This window comes from Pseudomonas sp. FFPRI_1 (assembly GCF_055384485.1).
In genome coordinates, this window is the sequence record NZ_AP029168.1 from 3,030,894 (window position 1) to 3,047,716 (window position 16,823).

At 65.8% G+C, this 16,823-nt stretch carries 7 protein-coding genes and 1 pseudogene; 5 read left to right on the plus strand and 3 right to left on the minus strand.

What is annotated here, in order from left to right; all coding sequences use genetic code 11:
• Positions 1 to 135: 135 nt before the first annotated feature.
• Positions 136 to 306 (plus strand): metallothionein, encoded by a 171-nt coding sequence (locus ACZ5BO_RS13525; RefSeq protein ID WP_025130689.1) that lies wholly within the window; start codon positions 136 to 138, stop codon positions 304 to 306.
• Between the two features lie 40 nt (positions 307 to 346).
• Here ACZ5BO_RS13525 and ACZ5BO_RS13530 read toward each other — a convergent pair whose 3' ends face one another.
• Positions 347 to 574, minus strand: coding sequence for a DUF6555 family protein (locus ACZ5BO_RS13530; protein WP_025130690.1), 228 nt, complete (start codon positions 572 to 574; stop codon positions 347 to 349).
• 232 nt (positions 575 to 806) lie between these two features.
• Here ACZ5BO_RS13530 and ACZ5BO_RS13535 point away from each other — a divergent pair, with 232 nt between their 5' ends.
• The 3 genes from ACZ5BO_RS13535 to ACZ5BO_RS13545 all read left to right on the plus strand — a co-directional run bounded on the left by ACZ5BO_RS13535 (position 807) and on the right by ACZ5BO_RS13545 (position 3,016).
• Positions 807 to 1,586, plus strand: coding sequence for an AraC family transcriptional regulator (locus ACZ5BO_RS13535; protein WP_464700361.1), 780 nt, complete (start codon positions 807 to 809; stop codon positions 1,584 to 1,586).
• A 270-nt stretch (positions 1,587 to 1,856) separates the two neighbouring features.
• Entirely contained in the window at positions 1,857 to 2,030 is a 174-nt protein-coding gene (locus ACZ5BO_RS13540; RefSeq protein WP_081818704.1) for a DUF1427 family protein, read from the plus strand.
• A gap of 29 nt (positions 2,031 to 2,059) precedes the next feature.
• On the plus strand, positions 2,060 to 3,016 hold the full coding sequence (locus ACZ5BO_RS13545) for a quinone oxidoreductase family protein (RefSeq protein ID WP_025130692.1): 957 nt from the start codon (positions 2,060 to 2,062) through the stop codon (positions 3,014 to 3,016).
• Between the two features lie 480 nt (positions 3,017 to 3,496).
• Here the strand turns inward: ACZ5BO_RS13545 and ACZ5BO_RS13550 are convergent.
• Positions 3,497 to 4,503: pseudogene (locus tag ACZ5BO_RS13550) on the minus strand (purine-nucleoside phosphorylase).
• Between the two features lie 110 nt (positions 4,504 to 4,613).
• Positions 4,614 to 5,570 (minus strand): nucleoside-specific channel-forming protein Tsx, encoded by a 957-nt coding sequence (locus ACZ5BO_RS13555; protein WP_464700364.1) that lies wholly within the window; start codon positions 5,568 to 5,570, stop codon positions 4,614 to 4,616.
• A gap of 582 nt (positions 5,571 to 6,152) precedes the next feature.
• Here ACZ5BO_RS13555 and ACZ5BO_RS13560 point away from each other — a divergent pair.
• Entirely contained in the window at positions 6,153 to 16,631 is a 10,479-nt protein-coding gene (locus tag ACZ5BO_RS13560) for an autotransporter-associated beta strand repeat-containing protein (protein WP_464701256.1), read from the plus strand.
• Positions 16,632 to 16,823: the final 192 nt, after the last annotated feature.

Genomic DNA, 16,823 nt, shown 5'->3' on the forward strand with positions numbered 1-16,823 from the left:
GGGCGTTTGCGACCATCAGTCGCCTGCGCCGGGGCTGGAGGAGGGGCTGGCCTAACCTGTGAAGACTCGGGGCGCGTCGTGGTGGGGTCGCTGCCAGGCGCCGACCCTCGAGCCCCCTGGAAAAGGAGCCATGCCATGTCCAATGAAACCTGCGCCTGTCCGGCTTGTACCTGCAAGCTGGGTGCCCATTCCATCGTCCGCCACGGCAAGCACTACTGCTGCCAGGCGTGCGCCGACCATCACGCCCATGGCGAACCTTGCGCCTCCACCGAGGGCTGCAAATGCGCCAAGGGCGCCCACGGCTGAACGGCGAGGGCGGGCGGCTCCGTCCGCCCGCCCGCCTCGGCTAGACCGAAGGCCGCCAGGTGACGTTTTCGATGCCGAATTTCTCCGCCATGGGTTTGCTGGTCTTCTTCACCTGTTCCCGGCCAAAGCGCCCGATGCGCCCGACCCCCGCGTCGCAACTGGCCCAGTGCCAGGCCTCGGCATTGTCCATCTTCTCCTGACGGATGATGAAAGACTTGGGGGCGCCGTGAAGGGTGTATTCGATGACGAAAAGTTTTGCGTTGTTCATAGAACCGTTATTCCTCCCTGTGATCTTTCAATGATTCCCCCGGCGCGGAAAAATTCATTCAAATTGCCGGGCCGTGGCACCGACGGTCATGACGCTGTGAGGGCCCGGGCCGAAGCGCTGCTTCTATTGATGGCCGCCCTGGGCTCGGGTGCTACGCCGCGCCGGGCAGAGGCTGGCGACGGCTGCCGGGCCTGGTTACCATGGGCGCCCGCCGACCCGCCGCGACCTTGCCATGGCCCTAGCCGCACCCCCCGACCTGAGCGACACCGCGATCCCCGTGCAGCCTTTGGCCCGCACCTACCCGCGAGGCCTGTTCATCGAACCCCACGAGCACGCCTGGGGCCAGTTGCTCTATGCCATGAGCGGAGTGATGTGGGTCGAGACGCCCCATGAGGCGCTGGTGGTGCCGCCGCAGCGGGCGGTGTGGCTGCCGCCGGGAGTGAGGCATGGAATTCGTGTGGTCAGCGACCTGCAGATGCGCAATATCTACCTGCGCCCCTCCCTGGCGGCGACCCTGGATTCCAGTGTCCAGGTGCTGCAGGTGGACAGCCTGCTGCGTGAGCTGATCCTGCGCCTGGTGGATGACCCCGAAGCCCGGCAGCCGGACTATTACGAAGCCCTGGTGGGCCTGGCCCTGCTGGAGTTGCGCCGGGCCCGGCGCACGCAGCTGAAGATCGCTTTGCCGGACACCTCCGACCGACGCCTGGTCAACCTGTGCCAGGCGGTGATGGCCGCGCCTTCGGTGGGCATCAGCTTCGAGCAGCATGCCGACGCGGCGGGGGCCAGCGTGCGCACCCTGGCGCGGCTGTTCAAGGAGCGACTGGGCCTGGGTTTCGCCGATTGGCGACGCCAGGTGCAGTTGGCCATGGCCGCGGCCGAGCTGATCCAGGGCGTGCCGGTGAGTCGCATCGCCCGTGAGCTGGGTTATTCCCCCAGCAGTTTCAGTGACATGTTCCGCCGCGAACTGGGGGTGGCACCCTCCCATTACGCCGCCGGCGAACCTCAGGCCTGAGCCTTCTGCGCTGCATTTGGCCGAAATCCCGAAGCACTTGGCCGATGCCGGCGACGCCTGTTGCCTAGACTTTGCTCCAGACACCACGCCACCTCGGGCCAGCTGTCGCCGTTGGCGCAGGCAGCCAGCGCCGCGAAGAGGTGCCCAGGGCCAACCCGGCGGATCACCCGGGCCCCGAATCGCTGGCCACTGTGTGGCTGGGTTCGGCAAGGGCCGGGCCCCGAGGTCGGCGCCCTGGTCGGCATGCCCCCAACGTTTCCGGAGTGCAACATGAACTACCTGATTTCCCTGGCGGTCGGCCTGCTGGTCGGGCTGCTCTACGGCGCCTTGCAGGTGCGCTCGCCGGCGCCACCGGCGATTGCCCTGGTGGGACTTCTGGGCATGCTCGGCGGTGAACAACTGTGGCCCCTGGGGCGGCACCTGCTGGCCCAGTGGTGGTCTTGAACCCTCACTTCTATCCGATGGAACCGATCATGCAAGCACTGCAATTTTCCACCACTGGCGACCTCGCTTCCCTGCAATGGGTGGAGGTGCCGACCCCGGTGCCGGGGGCCGATCAGGTCCTGGTACGGATCAAGGCCGCCGGCCTCAACCCCAGTGATGTGAAGAACGTTCTCGGGCGTTTTCCCTACACCACCGTGCCACGGATTCCCGGACGGGATTTCGCCGGGGTGGTGGAGCAGGGGCCAGCCGAACTGCTGGGCCAGGCAGTCTGGGGCACCGGCAAGGAGCTGGGCTTTTTCGCCGATGGCAGCCACGCCCAGTACGTGGTCCTGGCGGCCAAGGGCGTGGCCCGCAAACCCACGCACCTGAGCTTTGCCCAGGCCGCCAGCCTCGGCGTGCCCTACACCACCGCCTGGGATGCCCTGGAGCGCAGCGGCGTAGCCAGTGGCACCCGCCTGATGGTGATCGGTGGCGGCGCAGTAGCCACGGCGGCCCTGGCCCTGGCCAAGGTGCGTGGGGCCCAGGTACTGGCGGCAGCACGGCGCCCGGAACAAGTGCGGGACCTGCAGTCCCAGGGGTATCACGCACTGTTGCTGGAGCAGCCGGAAACCTTGGCCGAACAGGTCAACCAGGTGTATGCCGGCGGTGCCGAGGTGATCTTCGACACCACCGGGTTCTGGCTGCCCGCCGCGGTGCCGGCCCTGGCCACCTTTGGCCGCATCGCGATCATCGCCGCCCCCCTGGACGGCCATGTGCAACTGCCGGCCCTGGCCCTGTATCGCAAGGGCGGCTCGGTGGTGGGGATCAACTCGCTGCTGTATGGCGTCGAGGCCTGCGCGGCGATGCTGGAGCAGTTCGGCCGCTATTTCGATGAAGGCCTGCTGCCGCTGCCGGAAGGCCTGGTCGAGTCGCCGCTGGAGCGGGGGCTGGAGCGTTATGCCGAAGTGAACCAGGGGCGCGGCGAAAAAATCATCCTCATCCCCTGAACGTAGCGGCCATCCCTGCGCAGGCGCCAGCTTGCCGGCGAAGGAGGCCTTGAGATCGCCTTCGCCGGCAAGCCGGCTCCTACGGGGGAGGCGTGCGCTGTGTGCTTTGTGTAGGAGCCAGCTTGCTGGCGAAGGAGGCCTTGAGATCGTCTTCGCCGGCAAGCCGGCTCCTACGGGGGGAGGCGTGCGCTGTGTGCTTTGTGTAGGAGCCAGCTTGCTGGCGAAGGAGGCCTTGAGATCGCCTTCGCCGGCAAGCCGGCTCCTACGGGGGAGGCGTGTGCTGTGTGCTTTGTGTAGGAGCCAGCTTGCTGGCGAAGGAGGCCTTGAGATCGCTTTCGCCGGCAAGCCGGCTCCTACGGGGGAGGCGTGCGCTGTGTGCTTTGTGTAGGAGCCAGCTTGCTGGCGAAGAGGCCCCTGGGACCTCCATCACCGGCAAGCGGAACGCCGCCCGGCCGCACCTGGCCGCTCCCGGGAGAGCAATCAGCTCTCGGGCACACCTTTTTCCCAGGTCGACCAGTGCTTGAGGATGTCCTGGACCAGCGGATTGCCGGCCCGGTACAGGTTCTCCAGGGCCGGGGCGAAGCCGCCCTGGTCGGCGTATTTCAGCAGGTTGTCGACTTCACTGGCGCCCGGTGCCGGGCGATCGAAGTCCGAGCCGGCGCGCACCACCGCCAGGCGCTGGATATCCACCAGGCCTTCGCGGCTGGCCCGCAGTAGCGCTTCGTAGGTGGAGTTGTCTTCCTGCTGGGTGGTGCAGTACAGGCCCTTGCCATCGGTCAGCAGCCGGGTCCAGACCTCGGCCCGTTCACTCAGGCGGGTGCCGGAGAACCAGGTGTTGCCCGCCAGGGTGTCGCAGCGGGTCACCACCGGTGGCTGGTTGGCCGGCGCATAGGGGTATTTCAAGCGCCAGGCAGCTGACTCCTTGCTCTCGCTCAAGGCCACCTTGTGGCTCAGGGCAAAGGCCTTGGCCTGGAGCTTCGGATTGAGCTCGAAGACCTCGGTCTTGTAGTCCAGGGGCGGTTTCTGGTTCGGCCCCTGGGTGTTGATCCCCAGGTAGCCGGTCGGCCAGTCCTTGGGCGCGTCCCGTGAATCCAGCTCCCACTGAGTGCCGAACTCCACCAGGTAATGGGCCCAGGCGGCGGTGCCGATGGTGCCCTGGTGCGGGCTGATGCCGGCGATCCCGGCGATCAGGAAATAGCTCTGGCGCAAATCGAACTTGGGCGACAGGGCCAGGGCCAGAGTCGACGCCGCGGCATTGGTCTGGCCCATGCCCGTGGTCAACAGGCACACATCCTGGTCATTGCAACGAATGTTCGGGTACTGCGCCGCCAGCCCCGGCACCCTGATCTCGCGCTTCAACTCCAGCCGCTCGATCCAGTGCTGCGCCTCCGGCGCAAACATGCTGATCAGTACCACCTTGGGCTTGATCGGCGCCTCGGCGGCCCCCCCCCGCTGGCCAGCACCCCGCCGAGCCCGAGCCCCACCATCCACGAAATTCCCCGCATAACACCTCCATGACTGCCGTTGTTTGGCGTTTATCCTGCCAGACCCAGATTGCAACTCATCACCGCTTGCCACTTGCAGCTTGCCGCTGCTGTTAAAACTGATACCCAACCCCGGCGTAATAGCCCCAGCCATTGGAGCGTGCGCGGAATTCGCCGTCGCCGAAGTTCAGCACACTGCCGTCCTCCCAATTGCCGCCGTTGTGAAAGTAGCGGCCTACCAGGGTGAAACGCAGGTGGGTGAAGGAATACAGCAGCACGTTGGTGGCCACCGTGGCATTGGCGGTGCGTGCCGGGTTGTCCTTGTGCAGGTCGGAACCGAAATCGAAGTTGGTGAAGCCGATGTAGGTCAGCGACGCGCCGTTGCTGAAACGGTCGATGGGCACGATGTACTTCAGCTGGGCGCGGTAGCCATCCCAGGAATACTCGTTGCTGGCGCCGTAGTTTTCCCACTGGTAGCGGCCGTAGAAGTTGGCCGACAGGTTGACCCGCGAATGGGTGTCGATGTCGGTGCCCAGACCGCTGTACAGGGTATTAGCGCGGTTGGCGGTGCGGCTGCCGTGGTCGTAGATCCAGTCGAAGGCCAGGTACCACTCCTTGATCGGGCCGACGGCCAGGCTGCGGCCGGCCAGGTAGTCGATGGAGATCCGTGGTTCGTGCTCCATGAACAGCGGCGAGCCATGGTCCCAGATGCCCTTGTCGTGGCTGTTGCCGATGTCGAGGATCTTCGGCAGGTCGATGTAGCCGTACAGCTCGAACGGCCCCTTGCGCCCGAAGTATTCGTACTCCAGGTAGATATCGTCGGCCGGGCGTGGACCGAAGCTGATGTCCTTGCTGCCGATCAGCATCAGGTCCTGGTTGTACCAGTCGGAGAGGTAGGCGCCGGGCTTGGCCGACTTCACATCGGCGCTGAGGCTTTCGCCCTGGGCTGACTCATCGGCGTTGGGGGGCTGGGCCAGGGTGGTGCAACTGAGTAGTCCTGTAACGCCGGCCAGGAGCAGGGAAACAAGTGACGGCGAGGGGGCCGCCAGGTGTCGGGTGTTGCTGGGCATGGAAAGTCCTTGTTCGTGCGAGATGAAGTCCCTGTCATGGGTACGCCAGAGAAAAGTGGCGAACACAGGTGAACAGGCTGCACGCAAACGTTTGCATATGCCATACCAACTTCAACGCAAGGTTGAGTGACAGCGCCACGGCGGCGGTTCTGGCGGCCGGCAGAAGTGCTGGCGAAAAGGGCAGGGGAAAGGTTGATGAAACGGTCAGGATTTACCCGTCCAGAACGCCGCAGAAGGAGGTTTTGAATCTTGTGGATACAATCGTATTTGAGATAAGCGGTTTTTCTAACTAATTGAAAAATAACCAATATTTATCTTGGTTAAACGTTTAATCCGACATTTTCAACCAAAGTATTAATGCTATTTGACGGCGCCGAAAACCAGGCGAGGTTGCGCGCTTCGTCTAGGTTTCGTCCTCAGGAGATTTCACTACTGTCAGGTTTTTACGTCCCTGCGCCCTTGAAACGGATGACACCTTCAGCTCGCGCAGCGGTTCACGGATGAGAAGCCTGACCGATCAAGGAGTTGAGCGTGGAAAAAGGTCAGTTCAAGGATGATGTTGCCCCTCTTTCTCCCCTCTCCATGGCGATTCGCCTGGGCCTTGCCGGGCTGGTGTGGGGGCTGCTCAGCCCGACAGCCATGGCAGCCTGCACACCGGCCACGCCGACCACGGGGGACCTGGTCACCTGCAGTGGCAACGCCACGTCGCTGTTGACCAATGCGTTTTCCAGTACTGCCGATAACCTCACGGTCACCGTCAGCAACGGTGCGACCTTCAACTCGTTGCTCGGTGGTACGGCGATCAACCTCACTGGCAACAACATTACCTTGAACAACTCCGGCACCATCGACCCTTCGCTGCTGGGGGTGGTGACGCTGTTGAGCAACGGCGCGGTGATCGGCAATGGTGCGGCGGGCAATGTGAACATCAACAACACCGCCACCGGAACCATGAACGGCACCGCGGGAATTCTCGGCCTGGACCTGGCCACCCTCAACGGCATGGCGCTCAACGTCAACAACGCTGCGGGGGGCGTCACCACCATTGTCAACAACGGCTCCATCGGTTCATCGTCCCTGCTGGGGCTGACCCTGCTGGGTGCCGACGCCCCGGTGGTGGCGGTGCATGGCGGGTCCCAGGTCAACATGACCAACAACGGCTCCCTGGTGGGCCGGGTGGCTTTCCAATCTGCCACCGGTGGCAACCGTTTCACCAACACCGGCTCGATCACCGGTGGTGTCTCCATGGGGGCCGCGAGCACCAACACCTTCACCGCCGTCACCGGTTCCTCGGTGCTGAGTGGCGGTGGGGTGGGCATCAGCCTGGGCGGCCTGCTGGGCATCGACCTGACCTTTGCCCCCACTGGGCAGATCGACGGTGGCGCCGCCGGCTCCAATACCCTGGTGCTGCAGAACAACCTCGGGGTTGGGGGCGGTACTTCCGGCGCGGGCAGTGCCTCCAGCGCCAACTACATCAACTTCAACAACCTGACTCTCAACAGCGGCACCTGGACCCTGCAGGGGCCGCTGGTCAGCGGCAGTACCACCCTCAACGGCGGCGTGGCGCAGTACAACAACAGCGCTGCGTTCGGCAGCGGGGTGCTGACCTCCAACGGCGGGATACTCCAGGCCAGCATCGCCGGCCTGACCCTCAGCAATCTGGTCAGCCTGGGCAATGGCGGCTTGACGTTGCAAGGCAGCAACAGCACCACCCTGGGCGGCGTGATCTCCGGCACGGGTGGTCTGACCAAAGCCGGCAGCGGACAACTGACCCTCAACGGCGCCAACACCTACAGTGGCACTACCCAGCTCAATGCCGGCTCGCTGCAGGTGGGCAACAACCTGGCCCTGGGGACTGGCAACGTGATCGTCGGCGGCGCGGGCACAATTTCGACCCCGGGCACGGTCAACCTGGCCAACAACTTCACGCTCAACAACAGCCTGAGCACGACGGGCACCGGTGCGCTGACGCTGTCGGGCACGGTCGGCGGCGCCGGCGCAATCACCAAGGCAGGCACCGGCAGCCTGACCCTCAATGGCATCAACAGCGCTTACACCGGCGCCACCACCCTGGCTGCCGGGAGCCTGGTGCTCGGCAACGGTTTGGCGCTGGGCACCGGCAACCTGACGGTCACTGGCAGCTCCAGCCTGGACACCAGTGCCGCGGTGAACCTGAGCAACAATCTGACGCTGAACGCCAACCTGAACCTGCTCGGTAGCAACGCGCTGAGCCTGGGTGGAGTCCTGTCGGGGACGGGAGGGTTGAACAAGAGTGGTGCTGGCAGCTTGACCCTCAGCGGCAACAACACCTACCAGGGCGCCACCTCGCTCAATGGCGGCTCCCTGCTGCTGGGCAGCAACACCGCGCTGGGCACCGGAAGCCTGGACACTGCGGCCGGCGTTACCCTGGACAGCACCACGGCGGTGACCCTGGCCAATGCCGTGAACATGGCGGCCAACCTGACCCTGGGTGGCAGTCAGGCGCTGACCCTGGCCGGGGCCCTCAACGGTGCCGGCGGGCTGGTGAAGAACGGCGCTGCCAGCCTGACCCTGTCCGGTAACAACGGTTACCTGGGCAACACCGCGCTCAACAGCGGTTCACTGGTGGTGGGCAGCAATTCGGCCCTGGGCCTGGGGAGCCTGAATGCGGCTGCCAACACCAGCCTCGACGCCAGCTCTGCAGTGACCCTGGGCAACAGCCTGAACCTGGCCGGCAACCTGAACATCGGCGGCAGTGCCAACCTGACCCTGGCCGGGGTCGTCGGGGGCAATGGCGGCCTGACCAAGAACGGTGCGGCCAACCTGGTCCTCAACGGGGCCAATACCTTCCAGGCCGGGACCACCCTGAACGGCGGCACCCTGACCCTGGGCAACAATGCCGCCCTGGGCTCTGGTGCGTTGACCGTGGCCGGCGCCGGACACCTGGCGTCAAGCGCCAGCCTGGACCTGCTCAACGACATCGTGCTCAACGCCGACCTGACCCTGGACGGCCTCAACCCCTTGACCCTGGACGGCGTCATCAGTGGCCCCAACGGCCTGATCAAGAATGGCGCGGCCGGCCTCACCCTCAATGGCAGCAACACCTACCAGGGGGGCACCCTGCTCAATGCCGGCAGCCTGACCCTGGGCAACGGCTCGGCCCTGGGCACCGGCGCGCTGACCGTGGCCGGCACCGCCGTGTTGAACAACAGCAGCGCCCTGGCCCTGAACAACGCCGTCAACCTCAACGCCAACCTGACGGTGGGAGGCAGCAACGCCTTGACCCTGGGCGGGGTGATCGGGGGCACCGCAGGCTTGATCAAGACGGGAACCTCGAGCCTGACCCTCAACGGCAACAACAGCTATCAGGGCACCACCTCATTGACCGGCGGTTCGCTGATTGTCGGCTCCAACACAGCACTGGGCACCGGCGTCCTGAACGCCTCCGCCGGCACCACACTGGATGCCAGCACCACGGCCAGCCTGGGCAACAACGTCAACCTGCTGGGCAACCTGACCCTTGGCGGCAGCAATGCCCTGACCCTGGGTGGATTGATCAATGGCGCCGGAGGCCTGATCAAGAACGGCAACGCCGACCTGGTGCTCAATGGCGCCAACGGCTACCTGGGCAATACCGCGCTCAATGCCGGCAAGCTGGTGCTGGGCAATGCCAGCGCTCTGGGCAACGGCATCCTCAATGCGGCAGCCGGCACCGCGCTGGACGCCAACACTGCGCTGACCCTGACCAACCAGGTGACCCTGGCGGGCGGGGTGACGGTCGGCGGTACTTCCGACCTGGGGCTTGGCGGCCTGGTCAGTGGCGCGGGCAGCCTGATCAAGAATGGCGCAGCCAATCTGACCCTCAACGGTCTCAACACCTACCAGGGCGGCACCACCCTGAATGCCGGGACCCTGACCCTGGGCAATGGCTCGGCCCTGGGCAGTGGTGCCCTGACGGTGGGCGGCGCCGCGAACCTGGACAGCAGTGCCAGCATCGGCCTGAACAACAGCCTGATACTCAATGGTGCCTTGAGCGTGGCCGGCAGCAATGACCTGACCCTCAATGGCGGCATCAGCGGCAGCGCGGCCTTGATCAAGAATGGCGGGGCGAACCTAGCCCTCAACGGCAACAACAGCTACCAGGGCGGCACCACCCTGAATGCCGGCAGCCTGACCCTGGGCAGCAGCGGTGCCCTGGGCTCCGGCATCCTGACGGTGGGCGGCGCGGCAACCCTGGACAACAGCATGCCCTTGAGTCTGGCCAACAACCTGGTGCTCAACGCGAACCTGAGCCTGGCCGGCAACAACGACCTGGTGCTTGCCGGGGGCATCAGTGGCAGCGGTGGCCTGGTCAAGAACGGCTTGAGCAACCTGGCCCTGTTGGGCAACAACAGTTTCAGCGGCACCTTGAATATCCTTGCCGGCAGTGTCAGCACCCTGGCCAGTGGCGCCTTGGGCAACAGCTCGGGGGCCAACATCGGTAGCGGTGCGAGCCTCAACCTGGGGGCCAGTGACAGCCTGGCGGGACTGTCCGGCACCGGCTCGCTGCAACTCAGCCCCGGTGCGACCCTGAGTGTCGGCGGCAGCAATACCAGCAGCACTTTTGGCGGCAATATCAATGGCAGTGGCCAATTGACCAAGCAGGGCAGCGGCATCCTGAGCCTGAGCGGAATCAACGATCTGACCGGCGACACCCTGGTCAGCGGAGGCACCTTGAATGTCGGCGGCTCCCTGGGCAGCGCCAACGTCACCGTCAACAGCGGCGCCACCCTGACCGGCAGCGGCTCGCTGCTGGGGGCGGTGAACATCGCCAGCGGCGGCCACCTGGCCCTGAACTCCGGCAGCACCCTGTCCATGGATGCCCTGGCGCTGGCCAGCGGTGCCAACCTGGATGCCAACCTGGGAGCGCCTTCCACCACTTCGCTGTTGAACGTGGGCGGCAACCTGACCCTCAACGGCCAGCTCAATGTCACCGATGCCGGCGGTTTCGGCGTCGGTGTGTATCGCCTGATCAACTACACCGGCAGCCTTTCCGGTCCGGGCCTGAATATCGCCAGCGTGCCGGTGGGCTACAACCTCGGTGATCTGGTGGTGCAGGCCGGTGTCGCCAATCAGGTCAACATTCTGGTCTCGGCGCCCAATGCCAACATCCGTTTCTGGGACGGCAGCCAGACCGTGGCCAACGGCGTGGTGGACGGTGGTAGCGGCACCTGGAACGCAGGGGGCAGCAACTGGACTTCGGTCAACGGCACCCTGAACCAGGCCTGGGCCAATGACTTTGCGGTGTTCCAGGGGACTGCGGGCACCGTGACCGTGGCGGGCGACCAAAGCTTCACCGGCATGCAGTTCCTCACGGACGGCTACAACCTGGTGGCCGGCGCCGCCGGTGCGCTGAACGCCGTCAATGGCACGGGCGGCAACACGGCGATCCGGGTCGACCCGAACGTCACCGCCACCCTGGGAGTCGGCATCCACGGCAGCGGCACCCTGGCCAAGCTCGACACCGGCACCCTGGTGCTCAACGGTGCCAATACCTACAGCGGCGGCACCCTGCTCAATGGCGGCACCCTGGTGGTCGGCAACAACAGCGCCCTGGGCACGGGGGCCTTGACCGCCGCCGCCGGCACCACCCTGGACAGCAACAGCGCGGTCAATCTCGGCAATGCCCTGAACCTGGGCGGCAACCTGACGATCGGCGGCTCCCAGGCCTTGACCCTGAGCGGTGTGCTCAGCGGTGCTGGCGGCCTGCTCAAGAACGGCGCGGCGAGCCTGACCCTGGGCGGCAACAACAGCTACCTGGGACCGACTGCGCTGAATGCCGGTGGGCTGATCCTGGCCAGCAACACGGCCTTGGGCGGCGGTGCGCTCAACGCTGCAGGCGGCACCCAGCTGGATGCCAGCAGCGCCGTCAGCCTGGGCAACACGCTGAACCTGGCCGGCAGCCTGGCAGTGGGCGGCAGCGCCGACCTGACCTTGAATGGCGCGGTCAATGGCGCCGGTAGCCTGGTGAAGAACGGCGCGGCCAACCTGACCCTCAACGGTGGCAATGGCTACAGCGGCGGCACCGTGCTGAATGCCGGAACCCTGACCCTGGGCAACGCCACGGCCCTGGGCAGCGGCGCCCTGGCTGTGGGCGGCGCCTCGAACCTGGACAGCAACACCGCGCTCACCCTGAGCAACGCGCTGCTGCTCAACGCCAGCCTGACCCTACCTGGCAGTAACGACCTGAGCCTGGGGGGCGTGGTCAGTGGTGCCGGTGCTCTGGTCAAGAACGGTGCTGCCAACCTGAGTCTCAATGGCGTCAACAGCTACCAGGGCGGCACCACCCTGAATGCCGGCACCCTGACCCTGGGCAACGGCGCGGCCCTGGGCACTGGCGCGTTGACCGTGGCCGGTGCCGCAACGCTGGACAACAGCAGCGCCCTGGCCCTGAACAACAACCTGAACCTCAACGCCGGCTTGACCCTGGCCGGGAACAACGACCTGACCCTGGGCGGGGTGCTGGCCGGCAGCGGCACCCTGAACAAGCACGGCAACAGTGCGCTGACCCTGACCGGCAACAACAGCTTCAATGGCCTGTTCAACCTGGTGGGCGGCAGCCTCAACACGCTGGGGACGGGCGCCCTGGGCAATAACACGACGGTCAATCTGGGGGCCGGCACCAGTCTCAACCTGGGTGGCTCCAGCAGCCTGGGTGGCCTCAGTGGCAGCGGCACGGTGCAAGTGCTCGCCGGCAATACCCTGACTCTGGGCGGCAACAATCTCGACAGCAGCTTCGCCGGCAGCCTCAATGGCAGCGGCCAGTTGAGCAAGGCCGGCAGCGGCAGCCTCAACCTCAGCGGCAGCAATGGCCTGAGCGGTGCCACCAGCGTCAACGGCGGGACCCTCAACGTCTCCGGAACCCTGGCCAGCACCTCGGTCGCGGTCAACAGCGGCGCCACCCTGACCGGCACCGGTAGCCTCACCGGTGCGGTGACCGTGGCCGACGGCGGCCACCTGGCCCTGAGTTCCGGCAACACCTTGTCGGTGGGCTCGCTGGTGCTCGGCGCCAACTCGAACCTGGATGCCGGCCTCGGCACGCCGGTGACGGGCGGCGGCAATGCCCTGGTGAATGTCGGCGGCAACCTGACCCTCGATGGCACCCTGAATGTCAGCGACATCGGTGGCTTCGGCAGTGGCGTCTATCGGCTGATCAACTACACCGGTGCCCTGACCGACCATGGCCTGGTGATCGGCAGCGTGCCCGGCAGCGTGGTGCCGGGGAACCTGCAGGTGCAGACCGCAGTGGGCAGCCAGGTCAACCTGCTGGTGACCGCACCCAACACCACGGTGCAGTTCTGGGATGGGGCGCAAACCGTGGCCAACGGGGCGATCGATGGCGGCGCGGGCACCTGGAACAGCGCCGGCAGCAACTGGACATCCGCCAACGGCACCACCAATCAGTCCTGGAGCAGCAGTTTTGCAGTGTTCCAGGGGACAGCCGGGACCGTTACCGTGGATGGCACCCAGAACCTGACGGGCATGCAGTTCGTCAGCGATGGCTATTCCCTGGTCGGCGGCAGTGCCGGGCAGTTGAACCTGGTCAATGGCGGCACCGGCAATACCGCCGTGCGAGTCGACCCGAACGTCACCGCCAGCCTGGGCGTGGCACTCAATGGCAGCGGCACCCTGGCCAAGCTCGATAGCGGCACCCTGGTGCTCAACGGCGTCAATGGCTACAGCGGCGGCACCGCGCTCAATGGCGGCACCCTGGTGGTGGGCAATAACAGCGCCCTGGGCAGCGGTGTGCTGACCGCCGCCCAGGGCACCACCCTGGACAGCAACAGCGCTGTGACCCTGGGCAACGCCAGCGTGCTCAACGGCGTATTGACCGTTGCCGGCTCCAATGCCCTGACCCTGGGCGGCGTGGTCAGCGGCAGCGGTAGCCTGATCAAGCATGGCGCCGCCAGCCTGACCCTCAATGGCGTCAATAGCTACCAAGGCGGGACCCAGCTCAACGCCGGGCAATTGATCCTGGGCAACAACGCGGCCCTGGGCAGCGGGGCCCTGGCGGTGACCGGCAATGCCCAGCTGGACAGCCCTGTGGCCTTGCAATTGGCCAATGCCATCAACCTGGGGGCCCAACTGACCCTGGCCGGCACTCAGAACCTGAGCCTGGGAGGCGTCATCAGCGGCAACGGCAGCCTGGTGAAAAATGGCACGGGCGACCTGTTGCTCAGTGGCGCCAACAGCTACAGCGGCGGCACCACCCTGAACGGCGGCACCACCCTGGGCGACAGCAGCAGCCTGCAAGGCTCGATCCTCAACAACGCCTCGCTGACCTTCCAGCAAGCCAGCGATGGCACCTACGCCGGCAGCCTCAGCGGCAATGGTGCGCTGATCAAGAGCGGCAACGGCAGCCTGCTGCTCACGGGCAACAATGGTTTTGTCGGCAATACCCAGGTCCAGGCCGGTTCGTTGCTGGTCAATGGGTCCCTGGCCAGCGCCAGCGTGCAGGTGGCCAGTGGTGCCAGCGTTGGCGGCAGCGGCCAGATCGGCGGTGCCCTGAGCCTGGCCAATGGCGCCACTCTCAAGGCCGGCGGCGGTGCCACGCCGTTGTCGCTGGGCTCCCTGGCGCTGTCCTCCGGCAGCCTCCTGGACTTCACCCTGGGCCAGCCCTCCGGCTCCACCACCGTGGTCAATGTCGCCGGCGACCTGACCCTGGACGGCAGCCTGAACATCACCGACGCCGGTGGCTTTGGCGTTGGTGTCTACCAGCTGTTCCGCTATGGCGGCCATCTCACCGATAACGGCTTGAGCTACGGCACGCTGCCCGGCGGTGTGCTGCCGGCCTCCCTCAGCCTGCAGACGGCGCTGGCCAACCAGGTCAACCTGCTGGTGCAGGGGGCGGCGGGGCAGGTGCAATTCTGGAACGGCGGCAAGACAACTGCCGATGGCAGCATCACCGGCGGCAGCGGGACCTGGGGGCCGGGCACCAACTGGACCGACCCCACCGGCACCCAGAGCCAGGGCGCGGGCAATCAGTTCGCAATCTTTGGCGGGCAGGGTGGCACGGTCACGGTGGCTGGCAACCAGAACTTTACCGGCCTGCAGGTACTGGACAGCGGCTACAGCTTTGTCGCCGGCAGCAATGGCAGCCTGACCCCGACCAATGCACCTGATGGCAGCCTGGCCAAGGTGCGGATCAATGCCGGGGTCAGCACTCAGATCGATGCACCGCTGGTGGGCAGCGGCGGCATCGAGAAAACCGATGCTGGCCTCTTGCTGCTGACCGGCGCCAATACCTACAGCGGCGGTACCACCGTCAGTGGCGGCACCCTGGCGGGCAACACCACCAGCCTGCAAGGACGGATGCTGGTCAATGCCCGGATGCTGTTCCTGCAAAACACCAACGGCGTGCTGAACGGGGTGCTCAGCGGCACCGGCACCGTGATCAAGCAAGGCGCCGGCCTGCTGCTGATCAATGGCAGCCAGCCTTTCAGTGGCACGCTGGCGGTGGAGCAGGGCACCTTGCAACTCGGCGATGCCCCGGCCTCCCTGGCCGGGCAAGTCACGGTCAGCAACGGCGCCACGCTGCAGGGTAACGGCAGTGTCGGTTCCTTGAGCAACAGCGGCCTGGTGGTGTCCGGTGGTCCGACCGGCAAGCTGAGCGTCGCCGGCAACTTCAGCAACGCCAGCAACGGCACCCTGCAACTGACACCGACCTCGGCCAGCGGCCCGGTGCTGCAAGTGGGCGGCACCGCCAGCCTGGGGGGCAACCTGCAGATCAATGGCCTGACGCCGTCCAGCGGCACCACCAGCTATTCGCTGATCAACGCCGCGGGCGGTATCACCGGCACCTTCGCCGGCAGCAACCTGCCGCAACTGGTGTTCCTCAATACCTCGCTGGTGTATGGCGCCAATCAGGTGGACCTGAATGTCAGCCGCAACCAGACCGGCTTCACCGACGTTGCCCAGACCGGCAACCAGCGTGCGGTGGCGGCTGCCCTGGCGGCCTATTCCGGTGACGACGACGATCCGGCAGACCAGCTCAACAACCAGATCCTGGGGCTCGACCGCGCTGGAGCGCAAAGTGCCTTCGACAGCCTGTCGGGTGAAATCCACGCCAGTACCGTCAGCGCCTTGCTGGAAGACTCACGCTATGTGCGCGATGCCCTCAATGACCGCATGCGGCAACCGGCCTGCGCTGCCCAGGACGATCCACGGCAGGCCCTGGCCGGCAGTGAAAACCGCCTGAGCAGTGGCGGTTGCCAGGGCGAGATGGTCGGCTGGATGCGGGTGCTCGGCACCTGGGGCGAAATGGACGGCAACAGCAACACCGCCAAGCTCGATCGCAACCTCTCCGGGTTCATCCTGGGCAGTGATCGTCAGCTCGATGAAACCTGGCGTGCCGGTGCAGCGGTCGGCTACACCCGCAGCGACCTGAGCGCCAGCCAGCGCCAGTCCGATGCCACGGTCAACACCACGCACCTGGCGGCCTATGTCAATTCCCAGTACGACGCCCTGGCGGTGCGTCTGGGGGCGGCCTACAGCTGGCACAAGATCGAGACCAAGCGCAACGTCAGTGTCGGCAGCTACAACGACCGCCTGAAAGCCGACTATAACGCCCGCAGTGCCCAGGTCTTCGGTGAAGTGGGTTATGCCCTGGACGCCGGCGGCATTGCCCTGGAACCGTTCGTGGGCCTGGCCTATGTCAACTACGACAGCGACACCGGCAAGGAGAAGGGCAGGGCTGCGGCGCTGGAGGCCAAGTCCAGCCAGGACGTGACCTTCTCCACGGTCGGCTTGCGTGCCGGCAAGCGCATCACCCTGGGTAACGGCCAGCAGCTGACCCCGCGGCTGGCGGTGGGTTGGCGCCATGCCTACGGTGATACCAAGCCCGATGCCGACCTGAGCTTCATCGATGGCGGCACGGCGTTCACCACCCAGGGCGTGCCGATCGCCAAGGACAGCGCCTTGCTGGAGGCCGGTGTGGATTACCAGATCAGCCCGGCCGGCAAATTGGGCATCGGCTACTCGGGGCAACTGTCGAAGGAAACCAAGGACCATGCCATGACCTTGAGCCTTACCCTGGGCTTTTGAAGCGAGACAGGTTGATAGCCGCCCGCAAGGGCGGCTTTTTTTTGCCTGGTGCTTGGCGCTGCTCGGTGGTGGTCACGGGCGCTGCAGTGCAGCGGCGCACCTCCAGGCCCATGCATCCTGCGGGTCGGTTGGCGCGGCTGTACAACGGCTTCGCGGATGCCTGGGCATGGGGGGCATTTTGTCGGGCGTCTG

Coding starts and splice junctions, on each gene's coding strand:
- ACZ5BO_RS13525 (WP_025130689.1), top strand. CDS start 136: ATGTCCAATGAAACCTGCGCCTGTCCGGCTTGTACCTGCAAGCTGGGT.
- ACZ5BO_RS13530 (WP_025130690.1), bottom strand. CDS start 574: ATGAACAACGCAAAACTTTTCGTCATCGAATACACCCTTCACGGCGCC.
- ACZ5BO_RS13535 (WP_464700361.1), top strand. CDS start 807: ATGGCCCTAGCCGCACCCCCCGACCTGAGCGACACCGCGATCCCCGTG.
- ACZ5BO_RS13540 (WP_081818704.1), top strand. CDS start 1,857: ATGAACTACCTGATTTCCCTGGCGGTCGGCCTGCTGGTCGGGCTGCTC.
- ACZ5BO_RS13545 (WP_025130692.1), top strand. CDS start 2,060: ATGCAAGCACTGCAATTTTCCACCACTGGCGACCTCGCTTCCCTGCAA.
- ACZ5BO_RS13555 (WP_464700364.1), bottom strand. CDS start 5,570: ATGCCCAGCAACACCCGACACCTGGCGGCCCCCTCGCCGTCACTTGTT.
- ACZ5BO_RS13560 (WP_464701256.1), top strand. CDS start 6,153: ATGGCGATTCGCCTGGGCCTTGCCGGGCTGGTGTGGGGGCTGCTCAGC.